The 25998-nt window shown below is 38.6% G+C and carries 27 protein-coding genes; 14 read left to right on the forward strand and 13 right to left on the reverse strand.

What is annotated here, in order from left to right; genetic code table 11:
- Positions 1-87: 87 nt before the first annotated feature.
- Positions 88-549 (forward strand): ribosomal protein S18-alanine N-acetyltransferase, encoded by a 462-nt coding sequence (gene rimI, locus J663_RS05465; RefSeq protein ID WP_002121701.1) that lies wholly within the window; start codon positions 88-90, stop codon positions 547-549.
- Here rimI and J663_RS05470 read toward each other — a convergent pair.
- The 3 genes from J663_RS05470 to trxB form a co-directional block, all read right to left on the reverse strand.
- Positions 535-1350 (reverse strand): arginyltransferase, encoded by an 816-nt coding sequence (locus J663_RS05470; protein ID WP_004703325.1) that lies wholly within the window; start codon positions 1348-1350, stop codon positions 535-537. The two genes, rimI and J663_RS05470, sit on opposite strands and share 15 nt — an antisense overlap.
- An 18-nt stretch (positions 1351-1368) precedes the next feature.
- Positions 1369-2100 (reverse strand): leucyl/phenylalanyl-tRNA--protein transferase, encoded by a 732-nt coding sequence (aat, locus tag J663_RS05475; protein WP_033848341.1) that lies wholly within the window; start codon positions 2098-2100, stop codon positions 1369-1371.
- 122 nt (positions 2101-2222) lie between these two features.
- Positions 2223-3170, reverse strand: coding sequence for a thioredoxin-disulfide reductase (trxB, locus tag J663_RS05480; RefSeq protein ID WP_002121722.1), 948 nt, complete (start codon positions 3168-3170; stop codon positions 2223-2225).
- Positions 3171-3438: 268 nt separating this feature from the next.
- On the opposite strand from trxB, the gene J663_RS05485 reads away from it, so the two are divergent.
- Both J663_RS05485 and rhtC read left to right on the forward strand, forming a co-directional pair.
- Complete coding sequence (locus J663_RS05485) at positions 3439-6492, forward strand: DNA translocase FtsK (RefSeq protein ID WP_033848343.1); 3054 nt, start codon at positions 3439-3441, stop codon at positions 6490-6492.
- A gap of 150 nt (positions 6493-6642) precedes the next feature.
- A complete protein-coding gene (gene rhtC / locus J663_RS05490) occupies positions 6643-7263 on the forward strand; it encodes a threonine export protein RhtC (protein ID WP_031947563.1) in 621 nt (206 codons plus the stop codon).
- Between the two features lie 55 nt (positions 7264-7318).
- Here rhtC and J663_RS05495 read toward each other — a convergent pair whose 3' ends face one another.
- From J663_RS05495 to J663_RS05525, 7 genes are all read right to left on the reverse strand, one after another.
- Positions 7319-7858 carry a hypothetical protein gene (locus J663_RS05495; RefSeq protein WP_033848346.1) on the reverse strand — a complete coding sequence of 180 codons (540 nt, stop codon included), beginning with the start codon at positions 7856-7858 and terminating at the stop codon, positions 7319-7321.
- A 145-nt stretch (positions 7859-8003) separates the two neighbouring features.
- Entirely contained in the window at positions 8004-8291 is a 288-nt protein-coding gene (locus J663_RS05500) for a PA4642 family protein (protein ID WP_033848348.1), read from the reverse strand.
- A gap of 83 nt (positions 8292-8374) precedes the next feature.
- Positions 8375-8647 carry a cell division topological specificity factor MinE gene (gene minE, locus J663_RS05505; protein ID WP_000896934.1) on the reverse strand — a complete coding sequence of 91 codons (273 nt, stop codon included), beginning with the start codon at positions 8645-8647 and terminating at the stop codon, positions 8375-8377.
- Positions 8648-8649: 2 nt separating this feature from the next.
- Entirely contained in the window at positions 8650-9462 is an 813-nt protein-coding gene (gene minD / locus J663_RS05510; RefSeq protein WP_002121719.1) for a septum site-determining protein MinD, read from the reverse strand.
- Positions 9463-9528: 66 nt separating this feature from the next.
- On the reverse strand, positions 9529-10257 hold the full coding sequence (minC, locus tag J663_RS05515) for a septum site-determining protein MinC (protein ID WP_033848349.1): 729 nt from the start codon (positions 10255-10257) through the stop codon (positions 9529-9531).
- Between the two features lie 120 nt (positions 10258-10377).
- The gene (locus J663_RS05520) at positions 10378-11424 is read right to left on the reverse strand and encodes a hypothetical protein (RefSeq protein ID WP_033848351.1); all 1047 of its coding nucleotides are present in this window, start codon (positions 11422-11424) and stop codon (positions 10378-10380) included.
- A 16-nt stretch (positions 11425-11440) separates the two neighbouring features.
- The gene (locus J663_RS05525; protein WP_033848352.1) at positions 11441-12367 is read right to left on the reverse strand and encodes an acyltransferase; all 927 of its coding nucleotides are present in this window, start codon (positions 12365-12367) and stop codon (positions 11441-11443) included.
- 246 nt (positions 12368-12613) lie between these two features.
- On the opposite strand from J663_RS05525, the gene J663_RS05530 reads away from it, so the two are divergent.
- The 10 genes from J663_RS05530 to J663_RS05575 all read left to right on the forward strand — a co-directional run bounded on the left by J663_RS05530 (position 12614) and on the right by J663_RS05575 (position 22618).
- Complete coding sequence (locus tag J663_RS05530; protein ID WP_005070886.1) at positions 12614-13267, forward strand: OmpA family lipoprotein; 654 nt, start codon at positions 12614-12616, stop codon at positions 13265-13267.
- Positions 13268-13460: 193 nt separating this feature from the next.
- The gene (locus J663_RS05535) at positions 13461-15500 is read left to right on the forward strand and encodes a UvrD-helicase domain-containing protein (RefSeq protein WP_033848355.1); all 2040 of its coding nucleotides are present in this window, start codon (positions 13461-13463) and stop codon (positions 15498-15500) included.
- 24 nt (positions 15501-15524) lie between these two features.
- Positions 15525-15977, forward strand: coding sequence for a dUTP diphosphatase (gene dut, locus J663_RS05540; RefSeq protein ID WP_002121799.1), 453 nt, complete (start codon positions 15525-15527; stop codon positions 15975-15977).
- Between the two features lie 197 nt (positions 15978-16174).
- Positions 16175-17593, forward strand: coding sequence for a phosphomannomutase/phosphoglucomutase (locus tag J663_RS05545; protein WP_033848357.1), 1419 nt, complete (start codon positions 16175-16177; stop codon positions 17591-17593).
- A gap of 15 nt (positions 17594-17608) precedes the next feature.
- Positions 17609-18514 carry an acetylglutamate kinase gene (argB, locus tag J663_RS05550; RefSeq protein ID WP_002121716.1) on the forward strand — a complete coding sequence of 302 codons (906 nt, stop codon included), beginning with the start codon at positions 17609-17611 and terminating at the stop codon, positions 18512-18514.
- Between the two features lie 122 nt (positions 18515-18636).
- The gene (locus J663_RS05555; RefSeq protein ID WP_032057672.1) at positions 18637-19419 is read left to right on the forward strand and encodes a GNAT family N-acetyltransferase; all 783 of its coding nucleotides are present in this window, start codon (positions 18637-18639) and stop codon (positions 19417-19419) included.
- 108 nt (positions 19420-19527) lie between these two features.
- Positions 19528-20376, forward strand: coding sequence for a class II glutamine amidotransferase (locus J663_RS05560; protein WP_033848359.1), 849 nt, complete (start codon positions 19528-19530; stop codon positions 20374-20376).
- Positions 20377-20627: 251 nt separating this feature from the next.
- Positions 20628-21083 carry a bacteriohemerythrin gene (locus J663_RS05565; RefSeq protein WP_002121698.1) on the forward strand — a complete coding sequence of 152 codons (456 nt, stop codon included), beginning with the start codon at positions 20628-20630 and terminating at the stop codon, positions 21081-21083.
- Positions 21084-21236: 153 nt separating this feature from the next.
- The gene (locus tag J663_RS05570; protein WP_033848729.1) at positions 21237-22304 is read left to right on the forward strand and encodes a membrane protein; all 1068 of its coding nucleotides are present in this window, start codon (positions 21237-21239) and stop codon (positions 22302-22304) included.
- Entirely contained in the window at positions 22304-22618 is a 315-nt protein-coding gene (locus J663_RS05575; RefSeq protein ID WP_033848361.1) for an RnfH family protein, read from the forward strand. The genes J663_RS05570 and J663_RS05575 overlap by 1 nt, the downstream gene beginning before the upstream one ends.
- 64 nt (positions 22619-22682) lie before the next feature.
- Here J663_RS05575 and J663_RS05580 read toward each other — a convergent pair whose 3' ends face one another.
- Entirely contained in the window at positions 22683-23081 is a 399-nt protein-coding gene (locus J663_RS05580) for an outer membrane protein assembly factor BamE (RefSeq protein WP_002121740.1), read from the reverse strand.
- A gap of 111 nt (positions 23082-23192) precedes the next feature.
- Here J663_RS05580 and fur point away from each other — a divergent pair, with 111 nt between their 5' ends.
- Positions 23193-23630 carry a ferric iron uptake transcriptional regulator gene (gene fur / locus J663_RS05585; protein WP_002121758.1) on the forward strand — a complete coding sequence of 146 codons (438 nt, stop codon included), beginning with the start codon at positions 23193-23195 and terminating at the stop codon, positions 23628-23630.
- 69 nt (positions 23631-23699) lie between these two features.
- On the opposite strand, the gene J663_RS05590 is transcribed toward fur, so the two are convergent.
- Both J663_RS05590 and J663_RS05595 read right to left on the reverse strand, forming a co-directional pair.
- Positions 23700-24818, reverse strand: coding sequence for a PilT/PilU family type 4a pilus ATPase (locus tag J663_RS05590; RefSeq protein ID WP_005070855.1), 1119 nt, complete (start codon positions 24816-24818; stop codon positions 23700-23702).
- Positions 24819-24837: 19 nt separating this feature from the next.
- Positions 24838-25875 carry a type IV pilus twitching motility protein PilT gene (locus J663_RS05595; protein WP_002121749.1) on the reverse strand — a complete coding sequence of 346 codons (1038 nt, stop codon included), beginning with the start codon at positions 25873-25875 and terminating at the stop codon, positions 24838-24840.
- Positions 25876-25998: the final 123 nt, after the last annotated feature.

Consider the following 25998-nt stretch of genomic DNA (forward strand, 5'->3'; position numbering starts at 1 on the left):
ATTCAATTGTCCTTTTTTTTTGCTCGTTTTTTCTTGGGAAGTTTTTATAATACGCACTACTTTAGAATCTTCATTGCGTTGAAACTCATGATTCGTATTATGCAAAACACTGATGTGGATATTGTCGTTCAAATTGAAAAATCAGTTCAGACCCATCCGTGGTCAAGACAGCAATTTATTGAATCTTTGAACTCTTATCAATGTACAGTGATTGAGTCACAAAACAGAGTGGTTGGGTTTTGTATTTTACAGCCTGTTTTAGATGAAGCTAATTTGTTACTCATGGCAGTTGACCCTAAAATGCAAGGGCAGGGTTTAGGATATGAGTTATTAAGTGCATCAATTGAAAAATTAGAAAATCAACCAGTACAAATCTTTTTAGAAGTCCGTGAAAGTAATAAAGCCGCTATTGGTCTATATGAAAAAACAGGCTTTCACCAAATTGATCTGCGTCGCAATTATTATCCTACCCAAGATGGTGGGCGTGAACATGCAGTCATTATGGTAAAAACCTGTACAGATGATTTCGCATCTTTATTTAATGATTAAATTATTCCATTCAGAAGGTAACGTAGTCATAAGAGACGTACCTAGCTGTTGAATTTCTTCTGGTGATAATGACCTGTTTAAACGGCGCCATTGTCCATCGAGCAGAAGTTCTAAAGGTGTATATTGAGATTTATAGTTCATTTTAGCTGAATGCGGCACCCAATAGCCTAAGTAAAGATATTCTAAACCGAGCGATTTCACATATTCAATTTGGTTAAGAATAGAGTAAACACCAAGTGATCTGCGATGCTCATCGGGATCAAAGAATGTATAGACAGCCGATAGTCCATCATCCATTAAATCACAAGTAGAAACGCTAATGAGCCGATTGTCTTTCCAAAGCTCAAGAAAAAAACTATCTGTGCAGCTATGTACTAAAAACTTTTCAAACTGGTCTAAGCTCGGCGGAAACATATCACCATCTGCATGGCGTTCATTAATATAGCGTTCGTATAAATCATAATGAATTTGTGCTGCTTGTCGCGTAGGTAGAACAGTCATGGTGAGATCTTGATTTCGTTTCCATGCTTTTTTTTGCATGCTGTTCATTTGAAAATCGGCAACTGGAACACGACAAGACAGACATTGTCTACATAGGTGACATTCAGGGCGATAAACAAAGTCGCCACTACGGCGAAAGCCTAAACGAGAAAGTTCCGAAAGAGTGACCACATCAATTCGATGGATGGGATCTAAAAACACCATGCGTGCTGATTTATTTTCTAGATAGCTGCAATCATGAGGTGGAGTAATATAATACTGCAGATCATTTAAAAGGGACTTCGGGTGATATGATTTCATGATTGGTCCCTCCTGTTATCATTCCATTAATTTTGCATCTAATGCTATTGTTTTACTTGAAAATACACGTTCTTGATACTTTTTCCAATTGATAGAGGGGTGAATAATTACATCTTGTAACGATTTTAAGTAGTCTTGACGAGAAAGTGTACTGGCTCCCAGACTAATTAAATGACTGTTTACGAGTTGGCAGTCTATCCATGGTAGCTGATTTTCTTGTCCAATGAGCATTAATGTATAAAAAGCCATTTTTGAAACATCGGTTTCGTTGCTAAACATTGACTCACCAAAACATCCTTTACCAATCGTAACACCATATAAACCTCCTACAAGCTCCTCTTGTTGCCATATTTCAATACTGTAACCATAACCAGCATTAAACATTTCACAGTAGCCTTGAATAATATCTTCACTAATCCATGTTTCGTCTGCATAACTTCTTGGCAAAGAGCAAGAGCGAATAACTTGTTCAAAGGCATGATTAACCGTAATTGCATAGTCATGTTTTTTCATATTTCTCAGTAATGACTTGCTGGGCTTGTAGTTTTGAGGGTAGATCACGCAACGAGGTTCTGGGCTCCACCAACAAATAGGCTCATCTTCATTAAACCAAGGAAAAAGACCATGGGTGTATGCTTCATATAGGGTAGAAGGGGAGAGGTCCGCTCCGATACAAATTAAACCATGCCCATCTGGATCGGCCTCAATGGGATCAGGAAAAATGAATTGGGAAAGTGGAAGTGTATTCATAAAAATAAAATAAGATGAGCTTTAAGGTTATGCTATAAAAATTAATATATGTCAGCTAGTCATTATTCTAAAAAAACAGCCGTTATAAGAACGGCTGTTTTAAAACTCTAGAAATCTATTAATTAAAGATTATCTAGATATTTTTCAGCATCTAGGGCCGCCATACAGCCAGACCCAGCAGAAGTAATCGCTTGGCGATAAATGCTGTCAGCGACGTCACCAGCAGCAAAAACACCAGCTACAGAAGTCGCTGTTGCATTACCAGAGGTACCGCTTTGCACTTGGATGTAGCCATCACGTAGGTTTAACTGGCCTTCAAACATTCCAGTGTTTGGCTTGTGACCAATTGCTACGAACAGACCATGAACCTCTACGTCTTGCTTAGAATCATCTTGAGTTGATTTAAGGCGAACACTGGTTACGCCAGTATTGTCACCCAATACTTCTTCAACTTCGTGGTTCCAGATAATGCTGATTTTGCCTTCTTTTTCTTTGGCAAATAAATGATCTTGCAAAATCTTTTCAGAACGTAAAGTATCACGGCGATGTACTAACGTTACATGTGAAGCAATATTTGATAAATAAAGTGCTTCTTCAACAGCAGTGTTACCACCACCAACAACCATTACTTTTTGGTTTTTGTAGAAGAAACCATCACATGTTGCACATGCGCTTACGCCTTGTCCCATAAAGTTTTGTTCAGACTCTAGGCCAAGATATTGAGCTGTAGCACCAGTTGCAATAATCAAAGCGTCACATGTGTACTCTTCCATGTCACCTTTTAAAACAAAAGGACGTACATTTAAGTCCACTTCGTTAATATGGTCATAGACGAGTTCTGTACCAAAGCGTTCAGCATGTGCTTGCATACGATCCATTAATGCAGGACCTGTTAAACCTTCAGGATCGCCCGGCCAGTTGTCAACTTCGGTTGTTGTTGTAAGTTGCCCACCTAGTTGTAAACCTGCAATTAAAGTAGGTTTAAGGTTTGCACGCGCTGCATATACTGCTGCACTATAGCCCGCAGGGCCAGAACCGAGAATAATTAACCGAGAATGACGAGCACTCATTGAGGGTATCCTTATTTATTTCGAGAATTTTGAAAATTATACGTGAATTTGCCGATCAATAGCGTTAAATCAATGTGGATAATATTGATCAGGTCAATCGAATTAAGTTATATAACAATATAGAAGTGCCTTATGTTAACAACAACTGTAAAGAATCATGCACCTTTTTTGTAAGAACAGGTGCATAATATAAAGTTCATTCGTTGAAGATCTAAATATAGTTCTTCACATCTCTAAACCAATAATTAAATGGGTTACAGGACAGTATATGACTGCGGTGTCAAGTGTTTATGCACAGCGCTTATTGATGACATTATTCTTGGTTTCTTTTGGTATTTATATGTTTCTGGCAACAGTAACATATACACCATTTGACCCGGGCTGGATGCATATTTCCAGTGATACTCAGCAAGTATCCAATGCAAGTGGTATTGCTGGCGCATGGATTGCAGATTTGCTGTTCGGTTTTTTAGGATGGGCAAGTTTGCTTATTCCAATTTTCCTTTTCATTGAAGCAATTCAGGTTTGGTGGCCACGTAGTTTCCTAAACCGCCCATTTCGTTATGCTGCACAATTCTTCTTAATTTTAGTTGTATCTAGCTTACTTTATTTACACTGGAATGTGCCGGCAGATACTTTAGATAATGCAGCTGGGGGAATTATTGGTTATGAGTTAGGTCAAAGCCTATCTCAATTGTTAACAATTTACGGTGCAACCTTATTTTTACTGGTTTTCGGGGTCGTGTTGTTTACGCTTGCATTTGGGGTGCAATGGAGTAAAACATGGGTTACGCTCAAAGCTACACCAAGTTATTTACAAGATTTATTTTATAAGAACGTATCTCCGAATGAATCGGATTATGACTTAACAACTCAACCTGCCACCAAAGCAGCCGCGGTTAAAGTTGCTGATAATGCAGAAACGAATGCGAATGCTTCAGATGAGAAAGAAGCATCAGTTCAATCTGAATCAACTCAACCGCAATCTACCACAACGCGACATGATGCAGTTGCTGAGCGCTTATTTGCAGATGTGCTAGCGAAAGAGCAGAGCCGACCTGAACCTGTTGCAGATACCCCAGTTGCAAATACTCAGAACTTTGAGCATACGCTTGAACAGGCTCATAAACTTGAACGAGATAGCCAACGTTTAGTTGCGACTGGCGAAGTATGGCGTGCTTTACAGCGTGATGATGCGAGTCATAAGCAAGAAATTGATGCGCTTTTAAGAGCAGCTGATGATTCGACAGAGACAGAGCAAGTTCCTACTCATGAGCAATTTCAGCAAACAATTTCTCAAGTAAATCAAAATCAACCATCATCTAAACAAGACTTACATGGTCTTGATTGGAATGATGATGAGATTTTTGATGAGTTGCTTGCCGCGGTTCCAAACAGTAAAACTGCAACAGATGTGCATACACCATTTGTTCAAGATCATCATGTAGAGGCGGAACCAACTTCGCAATCTGTTAATATTGCGAATGAAACATCTTCAAATATTTCAAATTTAAATCAATCACCTAAAAATTTAGCAAACGAACAAATCTTTGAAGATTTTGATGATTTATTAATAGATGAAGACATTGCCCCAACTGAACCTGTGAGAGCAAGTAGTTATGCGCAATCTTCAGCATTTGTAAAAGCTCCTATTCAAACGACTATTCAGGCCGACAAACTTTCAAAAGAAGAGTTTATTGAAGCTTGGCAGGAGACTGCTGGAAAACCGCAGGAAAATGCTGATTTTGATGAAGACGATTTCGATTTTGATGCACCGTTAACAGATGCATCAGGTCGCCCAATGTCTCGTGCAATGCAAGTTGCTAAGAAGCGTTTGGATTTGCCAACTTTACCAGGTCTTGATTTACTCGATAAGGTCGATCCAAATAAGAAAGTCAACTTTACTGAAGAGCAACTTTCACGTTTGTCTGAATTGCTTGAAATTAAATTACAAGAATTTAACGTTAAAGCACAGGTGGTAGAGGCTCAACCAGGGCCAGTTGTAACTCGCTTTGAGTTAGATTTGGCACCCGGTGTTAAAGCTTCTAAGGTCACGAATATCTCACGTGACTTGGCGCGTTCAATGTCGATGGCATCTGTACGTGTGGTCGAAGTTATTCCTGGTAAACCATACATTGGTATTGAGGTGCCAAACAGTGCCCGTGAAATGGTACGTTTGATTGAGTTATTGGAAACACCAACATATCGCGACCCAAGTGCACTCATTAGTATGGCGATGGGTAAAGATATTTCAGGTAATCCTGTACTCACTGATTTAGCGAAAGCACCACATATGTTGGTTGCTGGTACGACAGGTTCTGGTAAATCGGTTGCGGTCAACTCGATGATTTTATCGATGTTGCTTAAATATACGCCTGATCAATTACGTTTAATTCTAATCGATCCAAAACAGCTCGAACTTGCAAACTATAATGATATTCCACATTTATTAACTCCAGTCGTTACTGACATGAAAGATGCGGTAAGTGCTTTGAACTGGTGTGTGAATGAAATGGAACGCCGTTATAAACTTATGTCGTTCTTAAAAATTCGTAAATTAAGTGACTACAACCGTAAAGTTGAAGAAGCGATTGCGAATGGCGAAGACTTAATTGATCCGACTTGGAAGCCAAGTGACTCGGCGACACAAGAACGTGCACCTCATTTAACGCCATTACCATCTATTGTCATTGTTGCGGATGAGTTCGCTGACATGATTATGCAAGTGGGTAAAAAAGCAGAAGAAATGATTACCCGTTTGGCGCAAAAATCTCGTGCTGCTGGTATTCATCTATTGCTTGCAACTCAACGTCCCTCTGTTGATGTTATTACTGGTTTGATTAAAGCCAATATTCCAACGCGTGTAGCACTACGTGTAAACAGTAAAATTGACTCGCGTACTATTTTGGATGCAGGTGGTGCAGAAGACTTGTTAGGTCACGGTGATATGCTGTTCTTAGGACCAGGTAAAATTGAGCCAGAACGTGTACATGGTGCTTTCATTAGTGATGATGAAGTAAACCGTATTTGTGATGCTTGGCGTGAGCGTGGCGAGCCTGATTATATTGATGAAATCTTGACTCCATTTGATGAAGAGCCAACGTCACGTGGCTTTGAAGAGGGCGAGGGCGGTTCTGACCGAGATGCACTTTATGATCAATGTGTGTCATTCGTATTAGAAACTCGAAAAGCGTCTACATCTTCGCTACAGCGTAAATTTAGCCTTGGTTATAACCGTGCTGCTCGTATTATTGATCAAATGGAAGAGAATGGCATTGTGAGCTCAATGGGCCCTAATGGTAAGCGGGATATTCTAGTTTAAGACAATATAATTTAAGCCTCTTCGGAGGCTTTTTTATAACTTAAATAAAGTGAACCTATTTATAAATGACTTAAAGATTTTATCGTCTAGTAAAAAATGCTAATGTATTTTCCCTAAATAAATAACAATGAATTAAATCAGGAGAAAGACATGTTATTAGCTCTAATTACTTTAGCCTTTATTCACTTTTGTGCACTTATCACTCCTGGGCCTGATTTTTTTCTTGTATCTCAAACCGCCATTAGTCGTTCTCGTAAAGACGCTATGCTGGTCGTTGCTGGTATAACGGCAGGGGTTATGTTTTGGGCTTGTTTGGCACTGATGGGGTTAAATCTTATCTTTGAAAAAATGGCTTGGTTAAAGCAAGGTTTGCTCATTGCTGGTGGCTTATATCTGTGTTGGTTGGGCTATCAGATGCTACGTTCGGCTTTTTCAAAAAATCAGCAAGAGGGCAATGTTGCTGTTGAGCTCCCCAAAGCACCTTACTTATTTTTTATAAAAGGTCTAATAACTAATCTATCAAATCCGAAAGCTGTTATTTATTTTGGTAGTGTTTTCTCTTTATTTTTAGCTAATCCTCAACTTGATCAAGTTCACTGGCTACTCTTTATTATTGTCACAGTCGAGACAATTTTATGGTTTTGCTTTGTGACTTTTATTTTTTCATTACCGAGTTTTAGAGCAGCTTACCGTAATTTTTCAAAATGGATTGATGGTATTTCGGGCGGTATTTTTACCGTATTTGGTATTTTCCTGATTGGTAATCGATAAATTTAGCAATTAAAAAAGCCTCTAAAAGAGGCTTTTTTAATTGCTAAATTTTAGATCACTGATATAGGAATAATATAACAAAACTGACAAGAATCAGCAGCCACATGATAGATCCTATAATAATTAAAATGATTTGAGGTGTATTGAATTTTTCTTGCTCAATTGTCGTATTTAATTGTTTTTGTGCATAGTTCAACGCTTTAAAGGCTGGGATTAAAAATATAATGCTGCAGAGCGAGATAAGCCAGTAAGGATCAGGTAGGCCAACCAGTAAAGATGCAATGAGATATCCTAGATACATCCAAACTGAAGAGAAATCATTAGTATACCCTTGTTCTTTGGCATAGTTTTTTATGTGATTAAATAGTGAATATAAAAATAATATAGAAAAAATTGCACGAGCAGCGGGCATAATATTTAACTTATCTTTGATTAGAAAAAATCGCCATGCCTTAAACATCCACCAAATTGGGTATAAGCCAAACGAAATTAAGGATAGAAAGATAAATTTATTAACACTAATAATTTTTAAATTTTCTATATGATTTGACTGGATGGATTGTGTTTGTTTTAAATTAATATGTTCTGGGTTCATAAATTTATATTTAGAATTAAATGGTGTTGATGACTTTAAGATTATCTGTAATAAATGTAAATAATTTAGGTAATTAAATAAACCACATAATCTATCTCTTAAGTTTTACTAAGATAGATTATGCAGTCTTATTCAAATAGAAAAACTAGGCAAACTTTGCTAGAACTTCTAAAAATGGTGCCGATTGACGCGGAAACTTAGCAATCACGTCATGAATGCGTTCACCTTCAGGATTTGTTGCATTGATATCGCGTCCGTCCGCAATAAATTGCGTTAAAAGACGCTCATAGTCTGTTGGGCGCATATGTTTGAATGCATGGTAGAGCACATGAAAATCTGCATTCACACCACTTGGAGGAAGTTGGTTGAGGTAGGCAAAAACACGCTCATCGGACCATTCTTCATTGAAAGTTGCTGGCTGTGATAATGCCATGACAATCTCCTCATTTTAAAAAAGGCAAAATAACTTGCGTTATTTTGCCTTGATTCTGATTTATTGAATAGTCAGAAATAGAATTATCGTTCTTCAGGTAAATTGATATTCATTTCTAACATTTCGATATTAGCTTCAGAGCGAACTTGCATTTGGATATGCTGTTCACCTACACCGCTAACATAACGACTAACCACTTGCATGATTTCTTTTTTCATCTGATCAATTTTGTCTTGGCTTAAACGGCGGCCTAAACCTTGTTCAGAAGCAACAATAACTTTCAAACGATCTTTGGCAGTTTGAGCACTTGATGGTTTTTCTTCGCTGCTAAATAATTTACTCCAGAATCCTGCCATATCTACGCTCCAAATAGTCGTGCTAACCAGCCTTTAGGTTGAGCTGTGATGTGTCGATAAGGACGGTCTTCACCAAGGAAGCGTGCAACCAAATCATCATACCCCTGACCAGCTTTAGTTTCTGAATACAGAATAACTGGCTTACCTTCGTTTGATGCTTGTAATACACTTGGACATTCTGGAATAACACCTAATGTCGGTACGCGTAAAATATCTTTAGAAATATCATCAATTGTCAGCATTTCCTGACGGTCAGCACGTTCCGGGTTAAAACGTGTAATACATAAATGTTTACGTATACGCCCTTCGTTGTGTTCAACTTTCTTGGTTTTGCTATCTAACATACCAATAATACGGTCAGAGTCACGTACTGAAGAGATTTCAGGGTTTGTTACAATGATTGCTTCATCTGCATGATACATGGCTAAAATTGCACCACGCTCGATCCCTGCAGGTGAGTCACAAATGATGTAATCAAATTCTTGAGATAGCTCATCAATAACACGAGCAACACCTTCGTCGCTCAACGCATCTTTATCACGTGTTTGTGAAGCCGGTAAAATATAAAGGTTTTCGATATCTTTATCGCGAATAAGGGCTTGCTGCAGACGTGCTTCGTTATTAATAACATTAACAAAATCGTAAACAACACGACGCTCACAACCCATAATCAAATCAAGGTTACGTAAGCCTACATCAAAATCAATCACAACAGTTTTATGACCACGAAGGGCTAAACCTGTTGCAAAAGATGCGCTCGTTGTAGTTTTACCTACACCACCTTTGCCTGATGTTACGACAACAATTTTGGCCACCGAATCCACTCCTATTATGGTCATACACCCTTAAAAGGGCTGTTTTTTGGTGATTTGCTTAATAAATTAAAGTTCTAGAGCTTCAAATTCAAGCTCTTGCTTTTCATTTAAATAAATATGTACTGGCTTTTTTACCACATGTTTAGGGATATCATCTGCGACACAATACGTTCCGGCAATGGAAACGAGCTCAGCCTCTAAAGATTGGCAAAAAATGCGTGCAGCTGCGTGCCCGCCCGCACCAGCAATGACTCTACCACGAACTGTGCCATAAATATGTATATTTCCTGAAGCGATCACCTCGGAACCACTATTCATGCCAGCCTTTAAAATAATATCGCCGTTATCTTGTACAAGGGATTGGCCTGTACGCAAAATTTCATCATGATAAGAGGTAATATGAGCGACCGCTATCTTGTTTAGTGGTTTTTTTGTTTCTGCTGAAGACGAGGCAGGAGCTGTAGCAGGTTTTTCCACAATAGCCACTTGTTCAGCTGTCGCTTTAATGCGTTGTAATGGTTGATCTGCCGGTAAAACAGGGAATTGAATAGCGCGAGCCTCATCTCCTAAAATACCGTCGATTACCGCCATTGGTTGTAAACCCAAGCTCACCAGAAGTTGAATCAATCCAATTAACTCTTGCTCAACTGTACTGTCAATAATCACTAAAGTTCCTTGATAGGAACCTTCATTTAAAATATTTGATAATTGCTGGCGGATCACATCATGATCATTGGTATCGAAGGTTATCCTGCTAAAGTTAACCATTCTGCCGGTAATCCGTATATCAGCCATAAGTCTTCCTTCAAGGCGTTAAACGAGCTGTAATATCGTTAAGTTTATTGTAAATAGGGCAAATGCTAGAACAATTCGTGCCAATTCTCTAGCGTGATTCATAAAAAATTAAATAAATGCTTATTCTTTGATTCGATCATACTCCGCAAGGGTTTGTTGCCATTGTTTGACCTTGACTTGTTTACGTACAGACTCCAGTGTCTCGAACACGACAGATTCAACCAATTGCTCAAGCTGACGATTATTAATATTGATTTCACTTACTCTTTGAGAAATTAATTGATAAGTAGGATTTGGAGCATCTTGAGATCCCTCAATTAAAGGTTCAATTAAACCTGCACTAATATTTTCACCTAATCTTTGACCAATGCTTTGAATTTGCTGTTCAATGCGGCCACCGACTAAAGGAATTAAGCGTAATAATTGAGTTAGCTCAGGCGTATCAATAATGGCTTGATCTACAATTTTGCCCACACCTTTTGTAATGGCAGGCTTTTGTTCTTTTAAAGCGGTGGCTAAAGATTCTTGTAATAATGCGGTTAGAGCGACAGTAAATTGCTCACGATGATGATTAACCAAGTCATGAATAATCTGTTTATGGCTAGAACTGGTTTGAAGTTCATATCTAATACCATCAATCACGGTAATTACAACGCGGTCAGATAATTCTTCCATTACGACGCGATAATAAAATAGCCCAGTTTTCCGCCAGCTTTCTGGAACAACTGGATAACCCAACTCATGTAAACGGTAAGCAATAATTCCAGCACGGAATAAACGTAAAAAACGAAGTTGAGGAATAATGGCTAAAATTTCATACCAGTGAATAAAAGGGAAAAAGAACCAACGCTTATGGTGCTTGTTGATGATCGCAATAGCCCAGCGTACAAGCAGCTCAATAATTAAAAAACCAATAAACCAAGCTTCTGATGTAATCACCCAAGGATGTAGTGAAGTACGATAAAAGCTGAGTACTTGGGGCAAGTGAATATGTTCGAAGAACCATGCTCCAATACTGCTCATTAAAAAGAAATTAGTCGCAAGACAGAACAAGTTAAAAATGATAATAAACACCATAAAGATGTCGTAGACCAAAAACAGCTTAAATGAAAGGCTGTTTGGGTCTACATGATGGTATTTCGTTTTTTTCCCAGAACTGTTTTGCATAATAACGGGTGCTTTCTTAAATATTTGCAGTGGTATATTGAGACTTCATTTGCTCAATAAGTTGATCTTTTTCGGTCCAAATGTCATGAACCCATTGCTGAAAACGTTCACGATAAGCTGTGTCATCTTCATAGTTGCCGCCAAGCACCCAGTCTGGAATTTCAATTTTACGTAAGTTAACCGCAATTTTAGAAACATCCCCAAGCCAGAAATCGCTATATCCCGGTACACCATCAGGATAGACGATGGTCATATCAACTAGGGCATCGATTTTGTCACCCAAGATGTTTAATGCAAGCGCCAAGCCACCTGCTTTGGGTTTTAGCAAATGCTTATAAGGGGATTTTTGCTGGTCATGTTTTTCTTGAGTAAAACGAGTACCTTCCAAATAATTTAATAGGGTGAAGGGCTGACTAAGAAGTTGTTCACAGGCTTTACGCGCCTCCATCATGTCACGGTCTTTAAGTTCAGGATTCTTTGCGATCTGTTCTTTAGTGTGACGTTTCATCATTGGGAAGCCTAAAATTTTAAATGCTTGGCCAACAAAAGGAATAAAGATGAGTTCCCATTTAGTAAAGAAACGGGTAAGGGGCATACGGGTTAAACCAAAATATTGATTTACAGTCGTGTCTACCCAACTTTGATGATTACAGGTCATGAGATAACGACCTTGCATATTCAGATCAAGCCCTTCATCAATAGTAATGTCCCATTTTAGATTAGGAAGAACATGGTCAATTAGCCAATTATTTACCCCTAACCAGCTATTTGTAATTTGAATATTAGTTTCATCTATTTTTGATGATTTCTTTAAAAGCTTGGTCAGACCTAATGCAAGAACAGGGGGACCATGAAAAAAAGTACTTCCTGTAATGACTGTACCTACAGTGAGTCCACGTGTAATTTTTTTTAGCGCAGATTGTTTATTGGGTGCAGTTGGCATATAAATGACCCCGAATGTCTCAAATCCATAGAAAAGTTGTTCAACTATAACTGTCATAATATGAAATACAACGTTATCTTAGACAACAATGAAGAAATTGTGATGAGCTAGCATCTTAAAGTGCATCAAAATATTACAAAAACATAACTAAACTGTTTATTATTAACAAAATATCAATGTTTTATACTTCCTTTTTGTTTCATTATTCATTCAGACAACAAAACACACAAAGTGAGGAGGCATGCAATGCGTGCATTAGTTATTTCAACAGTGGTAGGGGCAGCAGTAGTTCTTTCTGGTTGTCAAACAACTGGTAATAATCTTGGTGGCGTTGAATACGATAAAGCCGCATTAGGTACTTTAATTGGTGCAGCAGCTGGTTATGGTATTTCTAAATCAAATGCAAACTCTAGCCGTCAAAACAACCGTGCTGCGGCAATTGGTGCAGTTCTTGGTGCTGCTGGTGGTGTATATCTTGACCAGAAAGAGAAAAAACTTCGTCAACAAATGGCGGGTACTGGTGTAGACGTTGGCCGTAACCCAGATGGTTCTGTTCAATTGATCATGCCTGGTAGCATTACTTTTGATACAAACAAATCAAACATCAAGCCAAACTTCTACGCAACTTTGAACAAAGTGGCTCAAACTTTGGCTGAAGATAACAAGAGTGCAATTCTTGTAACAGGTTATACTGATAACACTGGTAATGACTCTATCAACATTCCATTATCACAAGCACGTGCTCAATCAGTACGTAGTTATTTAGCTAGCCAAGGCGTATCTGCTAGCCGTATCGACGCGCAAGGTTATGGTTCATCTAACCCGATCGCAGATAACTCAACTGCATCTGGCCGTGAACAAAACCGCCGTGTAGAAATCAGCATTTATGCTAAACAATAAGATCTAGTTTATTGTTTCAAAAACCACCTTCGGGGGGTTTTTTTATGGGTGCAGTACAAGAAATAATCACGACATTCTGCGGCGCATAAATTGCATTATTAGACATCATTTATACATATCCATAGATTTACTATTGGGATTCTAAAAAAGAGATGACTATAATCATGCTCGAAAAATTAAGAGGTAATACACGATGTCATCTGCCAGTCAATTGAACAACAAGCAAGAAGAAGCCATGAAATATACTCAGGGCCCTTTATTGGTGCTTGCTGGCGCTGGTTCAGGTAAAACATCGGTAATTACGCGTAAAATTGCCTATTTGGTGCAACATTGCCGTATTCCTGCGCATCGTATAACCGCGATGACCTTCACAAACAAAGCTGCACGTGAAATGAAAGAACGTGTGACCAAGCTTTTGTCGCGTGAAGAAGCAAAAGGTTTATCTGTTTCTACCTTCCATACTTTTGGTTTAAATCTTTTACGTTTAGAACTTAAAAATTTACCTTTAAAAGCTAATTTTTCGATTTTAGATGCAGACGACTGTAAACGTATTTTGATGGATTTGATGCATCGCGACAATTTATCGGGTGCAGAGAGTAAAGAATTAATTGCCAAGGCAATGAAGAAAATTTCAGATTGGAAAAACGATCTGATTTTGCCTGAACAAGCGCATTCGACTTGTGAAACACCAGAAGATGTCCAGTTTGCCCATCTTTATCAACTTTATGAACGTAATTTACGTGCCTACAATGCTGTCGATTTTGATGACTTGATTGTTATGCCAACACGCTTATTGCAAGAAAATGCAGAAGTACGTGACAAGTGGCAAAACCGTGTCCGTTATTTATTAGTCGATGAATATCAAGATACCAACACCGCGCAGTATATTTTGGTCAAACTTTTAGTTGGGGTAATGGGGCAGTTCACCGCGGTAGGTGATGATGACCAGTCAATCTACGCATGGCGTGGTGCTAAGCCCGAAAATATGGCTTTGCTTAAACAGGATTTCCCAAATCTACATATTATTAAACTTGAACAAAATTATCGTTCGACCAGCCGTATTTTAAAAGCAGCGAACTGTGTGATTCAAAATAACCCACATATTTTTGACAAGAAATTATGGAGTGATAAAGGGCATGGGGAAGTCATCCGAATCATTACATGTCGTAATGATGATGATGAAGTAGAGCGCGTGGTCAAAGACCTACTGACTCATAAACTGATGAACGGTAAGAACTGGAAAGATTATGCTGTGTTATATCGCGGAAACTTTCAGGCACGTGTGTTAGAAACCCAGCTTCGTCAAATGCAAATTCCGTATAAACTCTCTGGCGGTACATCGTTCTTCGCCCGTGCAGAAATTAAAGACGTGATGAGTTACTTACGTCTTATTATTAATCCAGAAGATGACAGTGCTTTCTTACGAATTATTAATACGCCTAAACGTGCGATTGGCCCTGTTACTCTAGAGAAACTAGGTTTATTTTCACAAGAAAATAATTTGTCTTTACTCGGTGCTTCTGCTGACCAGCGTTTAAGCATGGTGCTTCCTAAAAAGGCAGAAACACAGCTTCATGAGTTTGCTGACTTTATCGCGACATTTACTCGTGAACTCTTAGAAGATGATGAGCCTGTGCCTAAAGTTCGTCAAATGATGAATGAAGCGGGTTATATGGATTACGTTCGAGAACAGTCAGCAACACCTGCACAAGAGAAAAGTAAACTCGATAATATCGAGAACTTATTTACCAGTATTCAAAATCTGATTAATCGTGCTGAAGATGTTGATGAAAAGAATATTGAAAGTGTCATCCGAAAACTAGTTTTGCTCGATCTGTTAGAACAGCAGCAGGAAGAAGAAGATACAGATAAAGTTAACCTTCTTACTTTGCATGCAGCAAAAGGTCTGGAATTCCCATATGTATACATTATGGGACTTGAAGAAGAACTATTGCCTCACAAAAACTCGATTGCAGCAGAAACCATTGAGGAAGAGCGCCGTCTCATGTACGTGGGAATTACACGTGCACGCCAAGGTTTAACTTTAACTCTAGCGGAACAGCGTAAAAATGGTGGACAGATGAAACAAATGACGCCTAGCCGTTTCCTTGATGAGCTTCCGCAAGATGAGCTTGAGTGGTTAGGGCGTAAAAAGAAAATTGCGGCTAATGTTGACCCTAAAGAACAGGCTCAACAATATCTGGCAAATTTAAAAGCTTTATTAAAGCGTTAATTTTTTTAATTTTTAGGAAATCCCATGAAAGTTCAAGTGAAATTGCTCGATCCGCGTTTAGGTAAAGAATGGCCTTTACCTTCATATGCAACAGCAGGTTCAGCGGGTTTAGATTTACGTGCCTGTTTAGATGAAGCAATTGATATTGAACCAGGACAAACTGTTTTAGTTAAAACAGGTATGGCAATTTATATTCATGATGTAAATTTTGCTGGTTTAATTTTACCGCGTTCAGGTTTAGGTCATAAACACGGTATCGTGCTTGGCAACTTAGTTGGTTTGATTGATTCGGATTATCAAGGTGAATTGATGGTTTCAGTTTGGAACCGTGGTCAAACCACATTCCGTTTAGAACCAGGTGAACGTTTGGCACAATATGTTTTAGTACCAGTCGTACAAGCCGAATTTGAGCAAGTAGAAGAGTTTGAAGAAACTTTACGTGGCGCTGGTGGCTTTGGCCATACAGGTAAACAATAAGTTTTTTAAATATTAACGAAAATCAAACGCCTGTTGAACAGGCGTTTCTTTTTACATCTTGAATGTTACAAAGGATTATATTACAACACGCTTTACTCATATTCTTTTAACTTTTTTAGCAAACAAACCTTTCAAAAATTTTGAATAATCTATGTTTTTGCGATAGATCGAATTGATCTTTAAATAGAAGATACGCTATGAATGTAAGACACTCATTTCCAAAAAGTATTTTTCGTGCTTACGATATTAGAGGCAAACTTTCTTACTTAACCACGGACGTTGTCCGTTCAATTGCCTACGGATTGGCACAACAATACAAACAAGCAAAACAAACTCAATTAGTGATTGGCTATGATGCCCGTCTCACAAGTCCAGCCTATGCACACTTAATTGAAGAAATTTTAATAGAACAAGGTTTAAAAGTGACCAATATTGGTTGCTGTTCATCCCCAATGATGTACTACATCGCACGAGATTTTGGTGGTAATGGCATCATGGTGCCCGAAAGCCATAATCCAAAATCTGACAATGGTATTAAGTGGATTTTAAAGGGTGAACCGCCGTCTCCAGAAATGATTCAGCAGGTGGGTGAAGAAGCTCAAACTTATGTACCATCTCATTCAATTTCTGTACTTGAGTTAACCTTACCGCAATTTAAAGCTGAATTTTGCCAACAATACCAACAAGCTATTTTTAAAGATATTCAGTTAAAACGTCCTTTAAAAGTTGTTTTAGATGGTTTGCATGGCTCAGCCGGGCATTGTTCAAAACTAATCTTAGAAAAAATGGGTTGTGAAGTCATTGCTTTACGCACCAATCCAAATGGTGAGTTTCCAGACCATGCACCAGACCCTTCACATGCAGCACATTTAACTCATTTGCGTAAAGCCGTGGTCGAGCAGCAGGCGGATATCGGCATCGCTCTTGATGGCGATGGAGACCGTGTTGTTTTAGTCGATGAAAAAGCACAGATATTGACAGCGGACCGCTTATTGTCACTTTTTGCGCAAATGTGCCTTGAGCAGCATCCAGAGCAAGAAATTGTTTTTGATGTGAAATGTTCACGTATGGTTCAAGAGACCGTCGAGAAACTCGGCGGAAAAGCAAAAATGATCCGCACGGGAAGTAGTTTCCTAAGGGCTTATTTATCTCAATCGAATGGACGTGCCATTTTTGGTGGAGAATATGCAGGTCATTATGTGTTTAATGATGGCCGTGGTTTTGGCTACGACGATGGTTTATATGCTGCATTACGAGTAATGGAGTATTTTACCCAATCTGATGCCGCTACAATTTCTGAATTATTTGCTCCATATCCAGAAAGATGTTGTACAGAAGATACCTATATTGGTACTTATCAGTCTGATCCAAAGTATGTATTACAAGATATTGAGATTTTAAGTCATCGCTTAGGGGCACGTATTAGTAAAATTGATGGCGTACGTCTTGATTTTGATGATGGTTTTGGCATTATTCGAGCATCAAATACTGGTGAATACTTTACAGTACGATTTGATGCAGATAATCCTTTACGATTAAAGGAAATCCAGCAAAAATTTGTGGATATGTTGCAAGAACACTATCCGCAAATTGCACAAGAACTTTCAGAGGCCTAAGTAAGGAGAGGCGTAATGCCACAACATCAGCATATCGGTGTCGACAAAGCAAAAATCTTGATTGAAGCTTTGCCGTATATTCAACGCTTTACTGGTAAAACGCTGGTGGTGAAATACGGTGGCAACGCAATGACTGATCCAGAGCTTGAAAGTTCATTTGCCCGAGACATCGTTTTACTTAAAACTGTAGGATTAAATCCGATTGTTGTTCACGGTGGTGGACCACAAGTGGACTCATTCTTAAAGCAGTTAGGCCGTGAATCTGACCGCATTGACGGTATGCGCGTAACTGATGCTGCAACCATGGAAGTGGTTGAAATGGTGTTGGGCGGCAGTGTAAATAAATCAATCGTTAACCTGATTAATAAACACGGTGGACGTGCGATTGGTTTAACGGGTAAAGATGGTAATTTACTTCGTGCCCGCAAATTGCTTATGGAAAAGCAAGAAGAAGATGGTTCTATCAAACATATCGACTTGGGTATGGTTGGTGAAGTGACAGGCGTTAAAACAGATGTATTGGAAATGTTCACCCAAAGTGACTTTATTCCAGTTATTGCGCCGCTAGGTGTAGATGAAGAAGGCAATACTTATAATATTAACGCTGATTTAGTTGCAGGTAAGGTTGCAGAAGCATTAGGCGCTGAGAAATTAATTTTGCTCACCAATATTAGCGGTGTGCTTGATGAAAATAAAAATCTGTTAACTGGCCTTACGACACAAGAAGTTGATCGCCTCATTGAAACAGGTGTGATCTATGGCGGTATGATTCCTAAGGTAGGCTGTGCGCTTGATGCCGTTAAAGGCGGCGTTGTGAGTGCGCATATTGTTGACGGTCGCGTGCCACATGCAACATTACTTGAGATCTTCACTGATCATGGTGTTGGAACGCTGATTTCTAACCGAACTAAAACAGCTTAAGAAATCCATTATTCTCAATAAAAAGATCACCCTAGGTGGTCTTTTTTTATACCATCTTGATTTGGTCATTTTTTTGTCATGAGCTTTGACTAGTGTAGGGGGTGTCACTAGGAGCGTTCATTATGCTGGAAAAATTTAATCAATATCGCCAAACCTGGACTTTACCTTTAAATCGTCATAAAGCAATAAATCAGACGCAATTTCGTTTTGAGTGGGTTGATAATTTAAAAGAATTACAAGATGTACAACGGTTTCGTGCACAACAATTTAGTCAACAATTCGGAATCAAGTTTGAAGATAACTTAGACCAAGATATTTACGATTTTGGTTGTGAACATGCGGTCTTGCGTGAAAAGTGGACTGGAGAAATTGTAGCGTATACGCGTCTAAAACTATTTCAAGGCCATGAAATAGCACAGAGTTATAGTGCACATGAGTTTGATATTGTTCCTCAATTATCCCATCTTCCAAATGTGTTAGAAATAGGCCGTACTTGTGTGCATCCTCGCTTCCGTAATGGTAAAGCGTTATCTATGCTGTGGTTAAACCTTGCACCGAAAGTGCTATGGTCAATGCGTGCTAAATATTTAATGGGCTGTGTCAGTATTCATTTGCAAGATAATTTGGCTAGAGCGTACTACACGCATCGTCAGATTCAGCAGTTACCTGAAAGCAAATCGATTGATATCCGTTCGAAAAAAATCTATGAACCTGAATATCCTGAGTTTAGCTTTCCACAAGATGAACGTATGCCAAAGCTATTCCAAATGTATCTGAGCATGCAGTCAAAACTATCGAAACAGGCTTTTTTTGATGAAGAGTTTAACTGTTTGGATTATTTTGTATTTCTTGAGGTGAATAAAGTCGCGACCTCATTTGTGATGAATAAAATGGTGCAGCGTTAATCATATTTTCTATTTTGTAATAGCCAGCACATATTGAGATTTGCAAGCACTTTTACTCTCATGCACAATAGAGCAGATGGGGTAATTAGAAGTAGTTTAAAAAGCGATATGTGCCAGCTATTAGGAATGAATTGTGCAACACCAACGGATATCACTTTTTCCTTCCGTGGTTTTTCACAGCGTGCAGGAATTACCTCAGATCATAGTGATGGGTTTGGCATTGCATTTTTTGAAGATAAGGCGTGCCGTTTATTCGTTGATAACCAATCGGCAGTTGAGTCTCCAATTGCCGATCTTATCCGTAATTATCCTATTAAATCACGTAATGTGATCGCACATATCCGCAAAGCTACTCAAGGTAAAATCACTTTAGAAAACTCTCATCCGTTTATTCGAGAGTTGTGGGGGCGACACTGGATCTTTGCCCATAATGGTGATTTACATGACTTTAATCCGCCGTTAAGTGGACGTTTCACACCAGTAGGTAATACCGATAGTGAGCGTGCATTTTGTTATTTGCTCGATCAACTCGTTGAAGCTTTTGGTTATGAAGAACCAAGTCTTGAACAGATATTTGAAGTGTTAGAAAAGATTTCTCCGCAAATTGCGGAATACGGCACATTTAATTATTGTCTATCTAATGGCAAAGCATTATTTAGTTATGCCATTACTAAATTACATTGGCTCGTTCGTGAATATCCATTTAATCATGCGCATTTAATTGACTTAGATGTCGAAGTCGATTTTAGCCAGGTAACCACTCCAGAAGACCGTGTGGCAGTAATAACCACTGAACCTTTAACACATAATGAAAATTGGACAGCATACCAACCTGGTGAAATGATTTTATTTCAACATGGTCAACCAATTAAAAAGGCTATTACCTTTGTAGAAAGATTAAAGCGCGAACAGGAAAATCCTGAACTTAAACGTATTACGCGTGCAGATCAGTATTAATATAAAATACATTTAAAATATATGAATAAGGATATTTATATATTTTTATCATTTAATAATTAAATAGTTTGTTTAAAAAATACTTTATTATTTTAGTTGGTTAATTTTAATTAAATATTTTAAAAACAATAACTTGAGTTGAATATAATTTTTATATGCTAAAGCCGACAAAATAGGTTTGTTTTTATTTATATTCTTTAAATATATCATGGAGTTTATGCAACGATCATTAATCATCATTGGGGAGATGTATGAAAATGAAATGGGCTTCAGAATATAATACGGGTATTGATGTTATTGATGAGCAACATAAACGAATACTTGATTATATTAATGAGATTGATGATGTAAAAGATGAAGAGGATAGACGTCGTATTAAAGATGTTCTAGACAATATTATCGATTATACGCAATCACATTTTACTTTCGAAGAAAGTTTGCAAGAGGAAGCTGATTATAAATATCGTGTACCTCATAAACGTGTACATGATTTATTTATTAAAAAAATAGAGTTATATCGTGAACGTTTTGAAATGGGGCACACGATTGAAGCAGAATTACAAGAAATTTTGGCTAAATGGTTAATTAACCATATTCAACATGATGATGCCGATTATGTAGGAGCAGTAAAAGAAAATATGATGGGAATTATTAGAGAAAAAGAAAAGAAAAAAGGGAAAAACTGGTTTGCTCGGTTTTTCTCATAACCTGAAATAAAAAGAACTCATAATTTCAGTTAGCGCGGCAAACTATCGATTCGGTAGTTTGCTTTTTTTATTGAGCAAACTTTGATTTTCAAGCATGACACGGGCAAAATATCTCTAGTCTTTTTCAAGGAATGCATAATGCAGGACATACCTATGTCACGATGGTTATCGCCCCTGATGGCGTTTTGCTTATCTTTCATCATTATGGCGACATTGGCACCCACAATGGGAATCCAGATTGATCGTCAACTCGATTTCTGGTTATTGTGGTTAGGCACAATGTTGTTATTGGCACTACCAGTTTGTTATTTGGAAATTGCTTTAGCAAAACGGTCGAAGACTACAGCCTTAAATGCTTTATCAAGTTTAACTCGTGAAGCAGATAGTTCCCCAAAATGGCGTTTGGTTGGCTGGCTTGCGGTTATTTTTATTCCATTTTTAGCTGGTAATGTATTAAGTACAACTGGCAATTTACTGACTACACAACTTAATAATAGTGTTTCAGGGCAACTTGTTTTTGCTGGTCTTGCTGTTGTGGCCCTCATTTTATCCTTTATTCCACGTCAGATTTTAATCTTACTGATGACGATTGGTGTAATTGCTTCTCTTGTTTTAGCTAACACGATGGGAACGACTTTACAGCCTTGGCACTGGACCAATGTTGAGTTTAAAGAATGGGGTAATGCGACTGTACTTGCACTTGTTGCAAGTGGATTAGGCTTAGGGCTTTACTGGCAAAATAGTGTAGGTGCTGTTCAGTCGCAAGAGGGTGCAACGAAAACTGTTCTTCCAATTTGGTTAGCTCAGTTAATTGCTGTGATTGCCTTTGGTTTCTTTTCTTTACAAGCACAGCTTCCTGTTTTTACTTGGATCTTTACCGCAGTAATGACAACAGCGTTATTTGTGCAATTGGCTAGAGAGCAGCTTGCTCAGCGTCAGCTTATGCCTATTTTACAGTGGGTGATTATTGTTGTAACGATTGCTGTTTGGGCTGTGCCTGAGCTTCATAACATCTTTACGCTGATTTTGATGCTTTGGGGATTACTCATTTGCTTGATCTATGCCATTTTTGCTGGCTGGGTTATGAAAATTAGCCATTTACGTAAATCTATGAATTTTAGCAATGAGTTGTTTTATAACTTATGGCGCATTGCGGTACGTATTGTATTGCCGCTTTCAATTGTTATTGCCATGATTGCGGTGATTGGACAAATTATCTGATGGAAAAAGCTCAGCAAGTGTGGGTTGCTTATGCAGCCCCAGAGCAACAGTTTTTAGTTGCTATTCCATTTCAAGCTGGTATGACTGCATTACAAGCAGTTGAGGTGAGTGGTTTGCAGACACAGGTCAGTTTGTCTGAGCCATTACAACTTGGCATCTTTGGTGCAAAAGTTGAAGCACATACGATTTTGCAAGCTGGTGATCGAGTTGAGATTTATCGACCTTTAACGATCAATCCCAAAGATATACGTCGTAAACGCGCTGAGAAAAACCCTGTGGGGCGATATATTAAAAGTAATCGCTTTAAGCAATAAGCCCCATAAACAAAACCCCTCAAAGTATTTCACTTGAGGGGTTTATTTTTATTAGAAAAAACGATTATAGTGGTGGTGCAGTTAAAATCGCTTCTTTAGAAGCAGGTAAACCTGGTTGCGATTCTGGAATAGTTTCTAAACCTTCAATTTTAGTTACAGTACCAGTTCCATCAAAGTAAATTTTTAAATGCTGACCATGTGCTGCGGGGATTTTAGCTTTTTTAGCATAAGTTCCCGGGATATAGTTGTAAATGTAGTCCCAACGTAGAGGATTTAGAGGATCAGTCACTGTTGGACTACCAAGCAAAAAACGCACTTGCTGGAAATTCATGCCGACTTGTACTTGAGAGGCTTGAGCTTTGGTCAATGGAGTCCCTTGAGGAATATCAACCTTATATACACCAAAGATTGAACAACCAGCAAGGAGTGAAGTGACTAATAACGTCAGCACGAGTTTTTGCATTTTGCTACACTATCCCAATAAATTATGATGCATTTGATCAAAGGATAGATCATACTTCATCTAAATTCTATTGCCTATTCCAACTTGAGATTTGTTGAGAGACCTTTTTTCATGCCTATTTCCAATCAAGATTTGCGCAAAGCTGGACTTAAAGTTACCCTTCCTCGAATTAAGATTTTGGAATTATTAGAAAATTCAAAACAACATCATCTTAGCGCTGAAGATATTTACAAGACTTTGTTAGAACAAGGGGAAGATGTCGGCCTTGCGACAGTTTACCGTGTGTTAACACAATTTGAAGCTGCAGGTATCATTCAGCGCCACCATTTCGAAAATAATCATTCTGTTTTCGAAATTATGCAAGAAGATCATCACGATCATTTGGTTTGCCATAATTGCAACAAAGTTATTGAATTTACTAATGATGTTATCGAGAAAGAACAACATGCTGTAGCTGAGCAACATGGGTTTACCTTAACGGGTCACTCATTAAACCTCTACGGTTACTGTAACGAACCTGAATGTCAGGAAGTGCTGCGCAAGAAATAATCGTTTTCACATAAAGAAAACAAATAAAAAAGGAAGGTTACGTTTAACCTTCCTTTTTTTATGAAGAAATTACTGTCGGTCGAAGGTTAAATGCTGATTTGTGCCTGCAATTTGCTCAGGACCTTCTTCGGCAAGCTTAATTGTTAAACGTAAATCGTTTGGTGAGTCGGCATGTTTTAATGCATCTTTGTAGGTAATTTGGCCTGACTTATAAAGATCAAACAGTGCTTGGTCAAAAGTTTGCATACCGAGTTCACGTGAGCGTTTCATTAAATCTTTAATTTCATGAATTTCACCTTTACGAATATAGTCTGAAATTAATGGGGAGTTAATGAGAATCTCAATCGCTGCACGGCGCGAATTACCATCAGGCGTTGGAATAAGTTGCTGTGCAATCATGGCCTTTAAGTTAAGTGATAGGTCCATGTAGAGCTGGCTATGACGGTCACTTTCAAAGAAGTGAATAATACGGTCAAGTGCTTGGTTGGCGTTGTTCGCATGCATTGTGGCTAATACAAGGTGACCTGTTTCGGCGAAGCCAATCGCGTAGTCCATAACTTCACGAGAGCGAATCTCACCAATTAAGATTACATCGGGTGCTTGTCGCAAAGTATTCTTTAAGGCAATTTCGAATGAGTCTGTATCAATCCCGACTTCACGTTGAGTAATGATGCAGCCAGCGTGTTCATGAATAAACTCAATCGGGTCTTCAATGGTAATGATATGACCTTTAGAGTTATGGTTCCGATAGCTAATCATTGAAGCTAAAGAAGTCGATTTACCTGTACCTGTTGCCCCTACAAAAATAATGATGCCGCGTTTGGTCATCGATAAATCTTTAAGCACAGGTGGTAATTGCAAGTCATCAATTGAAGGAATTTTAGTTTCAATTCGACGTAGCACCATACCTGGCATGTCGCGTTGCTGAAAAGCACTCACACGAAAGCGGGCAGTTTTATCACGGTTCATAATGGCAAAGTTACATTCACGAGTCTCAGCAAATTCTTTGCGTTGTTTTTCACTCATGATGGAATGTAATAGTTGTCCAATAATTTCGCCTGAAAGACTATTTTTTGAAATGGGAACAATTTGCCCGTTAATCTTCATCGATGGTGCAACGCCATCTGTAATAAAGAGGTCGGATGATTTTTTTTCAACCATGAGGTTGAGTAGGTCATTAAAATCCATATTTATTCTCTAGTTATTTTTATAGGAATGATTCTGGCTGTTTGGCAGCAGTACGAGCCGTTTGTGGGCTGATCACACCGCGAGACACCAGATTTTTTAAGCTTTGGTCGAGGGTGGTCATGCCATGATTTGCGCCAGTCTGAATAGCTGAGTACATTTGCGCGACTTTATTTTCACGAATTAGGTTACGAATGGCAGGAATACCAATCATGATTTCATGAGCTGCGACACGTCCGCCGCCATTCTTTTTAAGCAGGGTTTGTGAAATTACAGCCTGTAATGATTCAGAGAGCATGGCACGAACCATATCTTTTTCTTCGGCAGGGAATACGTCAATCACACGGTCAATGGTTTTCGCAGCAGAAGTGGTATGCAGCGTGCCAAACACCAAATGACCTGTTTCGGCAGCGGTAAGCGCTAAACGAATAGTCTCAAGGTCACGCATCTCACCGACCAAAATAATATCTGGGTCTTCACGCAGTGCTGAACGTAGCGCCTCATTAAAGCCGTGTGTATCACGATGCACTTCACGTTGGTTAATCAAACATTTCTTAGATTGGTGTACAAATTCGATAGGGTCTTCAACCGTTAGAATGTGGTCATAACGATTTTCGTTGATGTAGTCCATCATCGCTGCAAGCGTCGTTGATTTACCCGAACCTGTTGGACCTGTCACCAGTACAATCCCGCGAGGATAGTCACAAATGTCTTTAAAGATTTGTCCTAAGCCTAAATCTTCCATGGTGAGTACTTTGGACGGAATGGTACGAAACACTGCACCCGCACCACGGTTTTGGTTAAATGCGTTTACACGGAAACGAGCAACGTTGGGCACTTCAAAAGAAAAGTCGGTTTCGAGTTTTTCTTCGTAGTCACGACGCTGTTTATCATTCATGATGTCGTAGACCAAACGATGAACATCTTTATGATCTAGAGCAGGTAAGTTAATGCGACGGACTTCACCATCAACGCGAATCATTGGTGGCATGCCAGCAGATAGGTGTAAATCGGACGCGCCATTTTTCACAGAGAAGGCGAGTAGCTCTGTAATATCCATAATTTCCCCAAGTAAATCAAAATATGTCATTATTTTGTAGAATAATATACGGCTTTCACCGAGGCTTACCAACACCTCGCTTTAGGTGAAAAGCAAAAAAGTTTTTTGAAAATGAGAACCTTG

The organism is Acinetobacter sp. 826659 (genome assembly GCF_000588515.1).
Taxonomy (GTDB): domain Bacteria; phylum Pseudomonadota; class Gammaproteobacteria; order Pseudomonadales; family Moraxellaceae; genus Acinetobacter; species Acinetobacter pittii.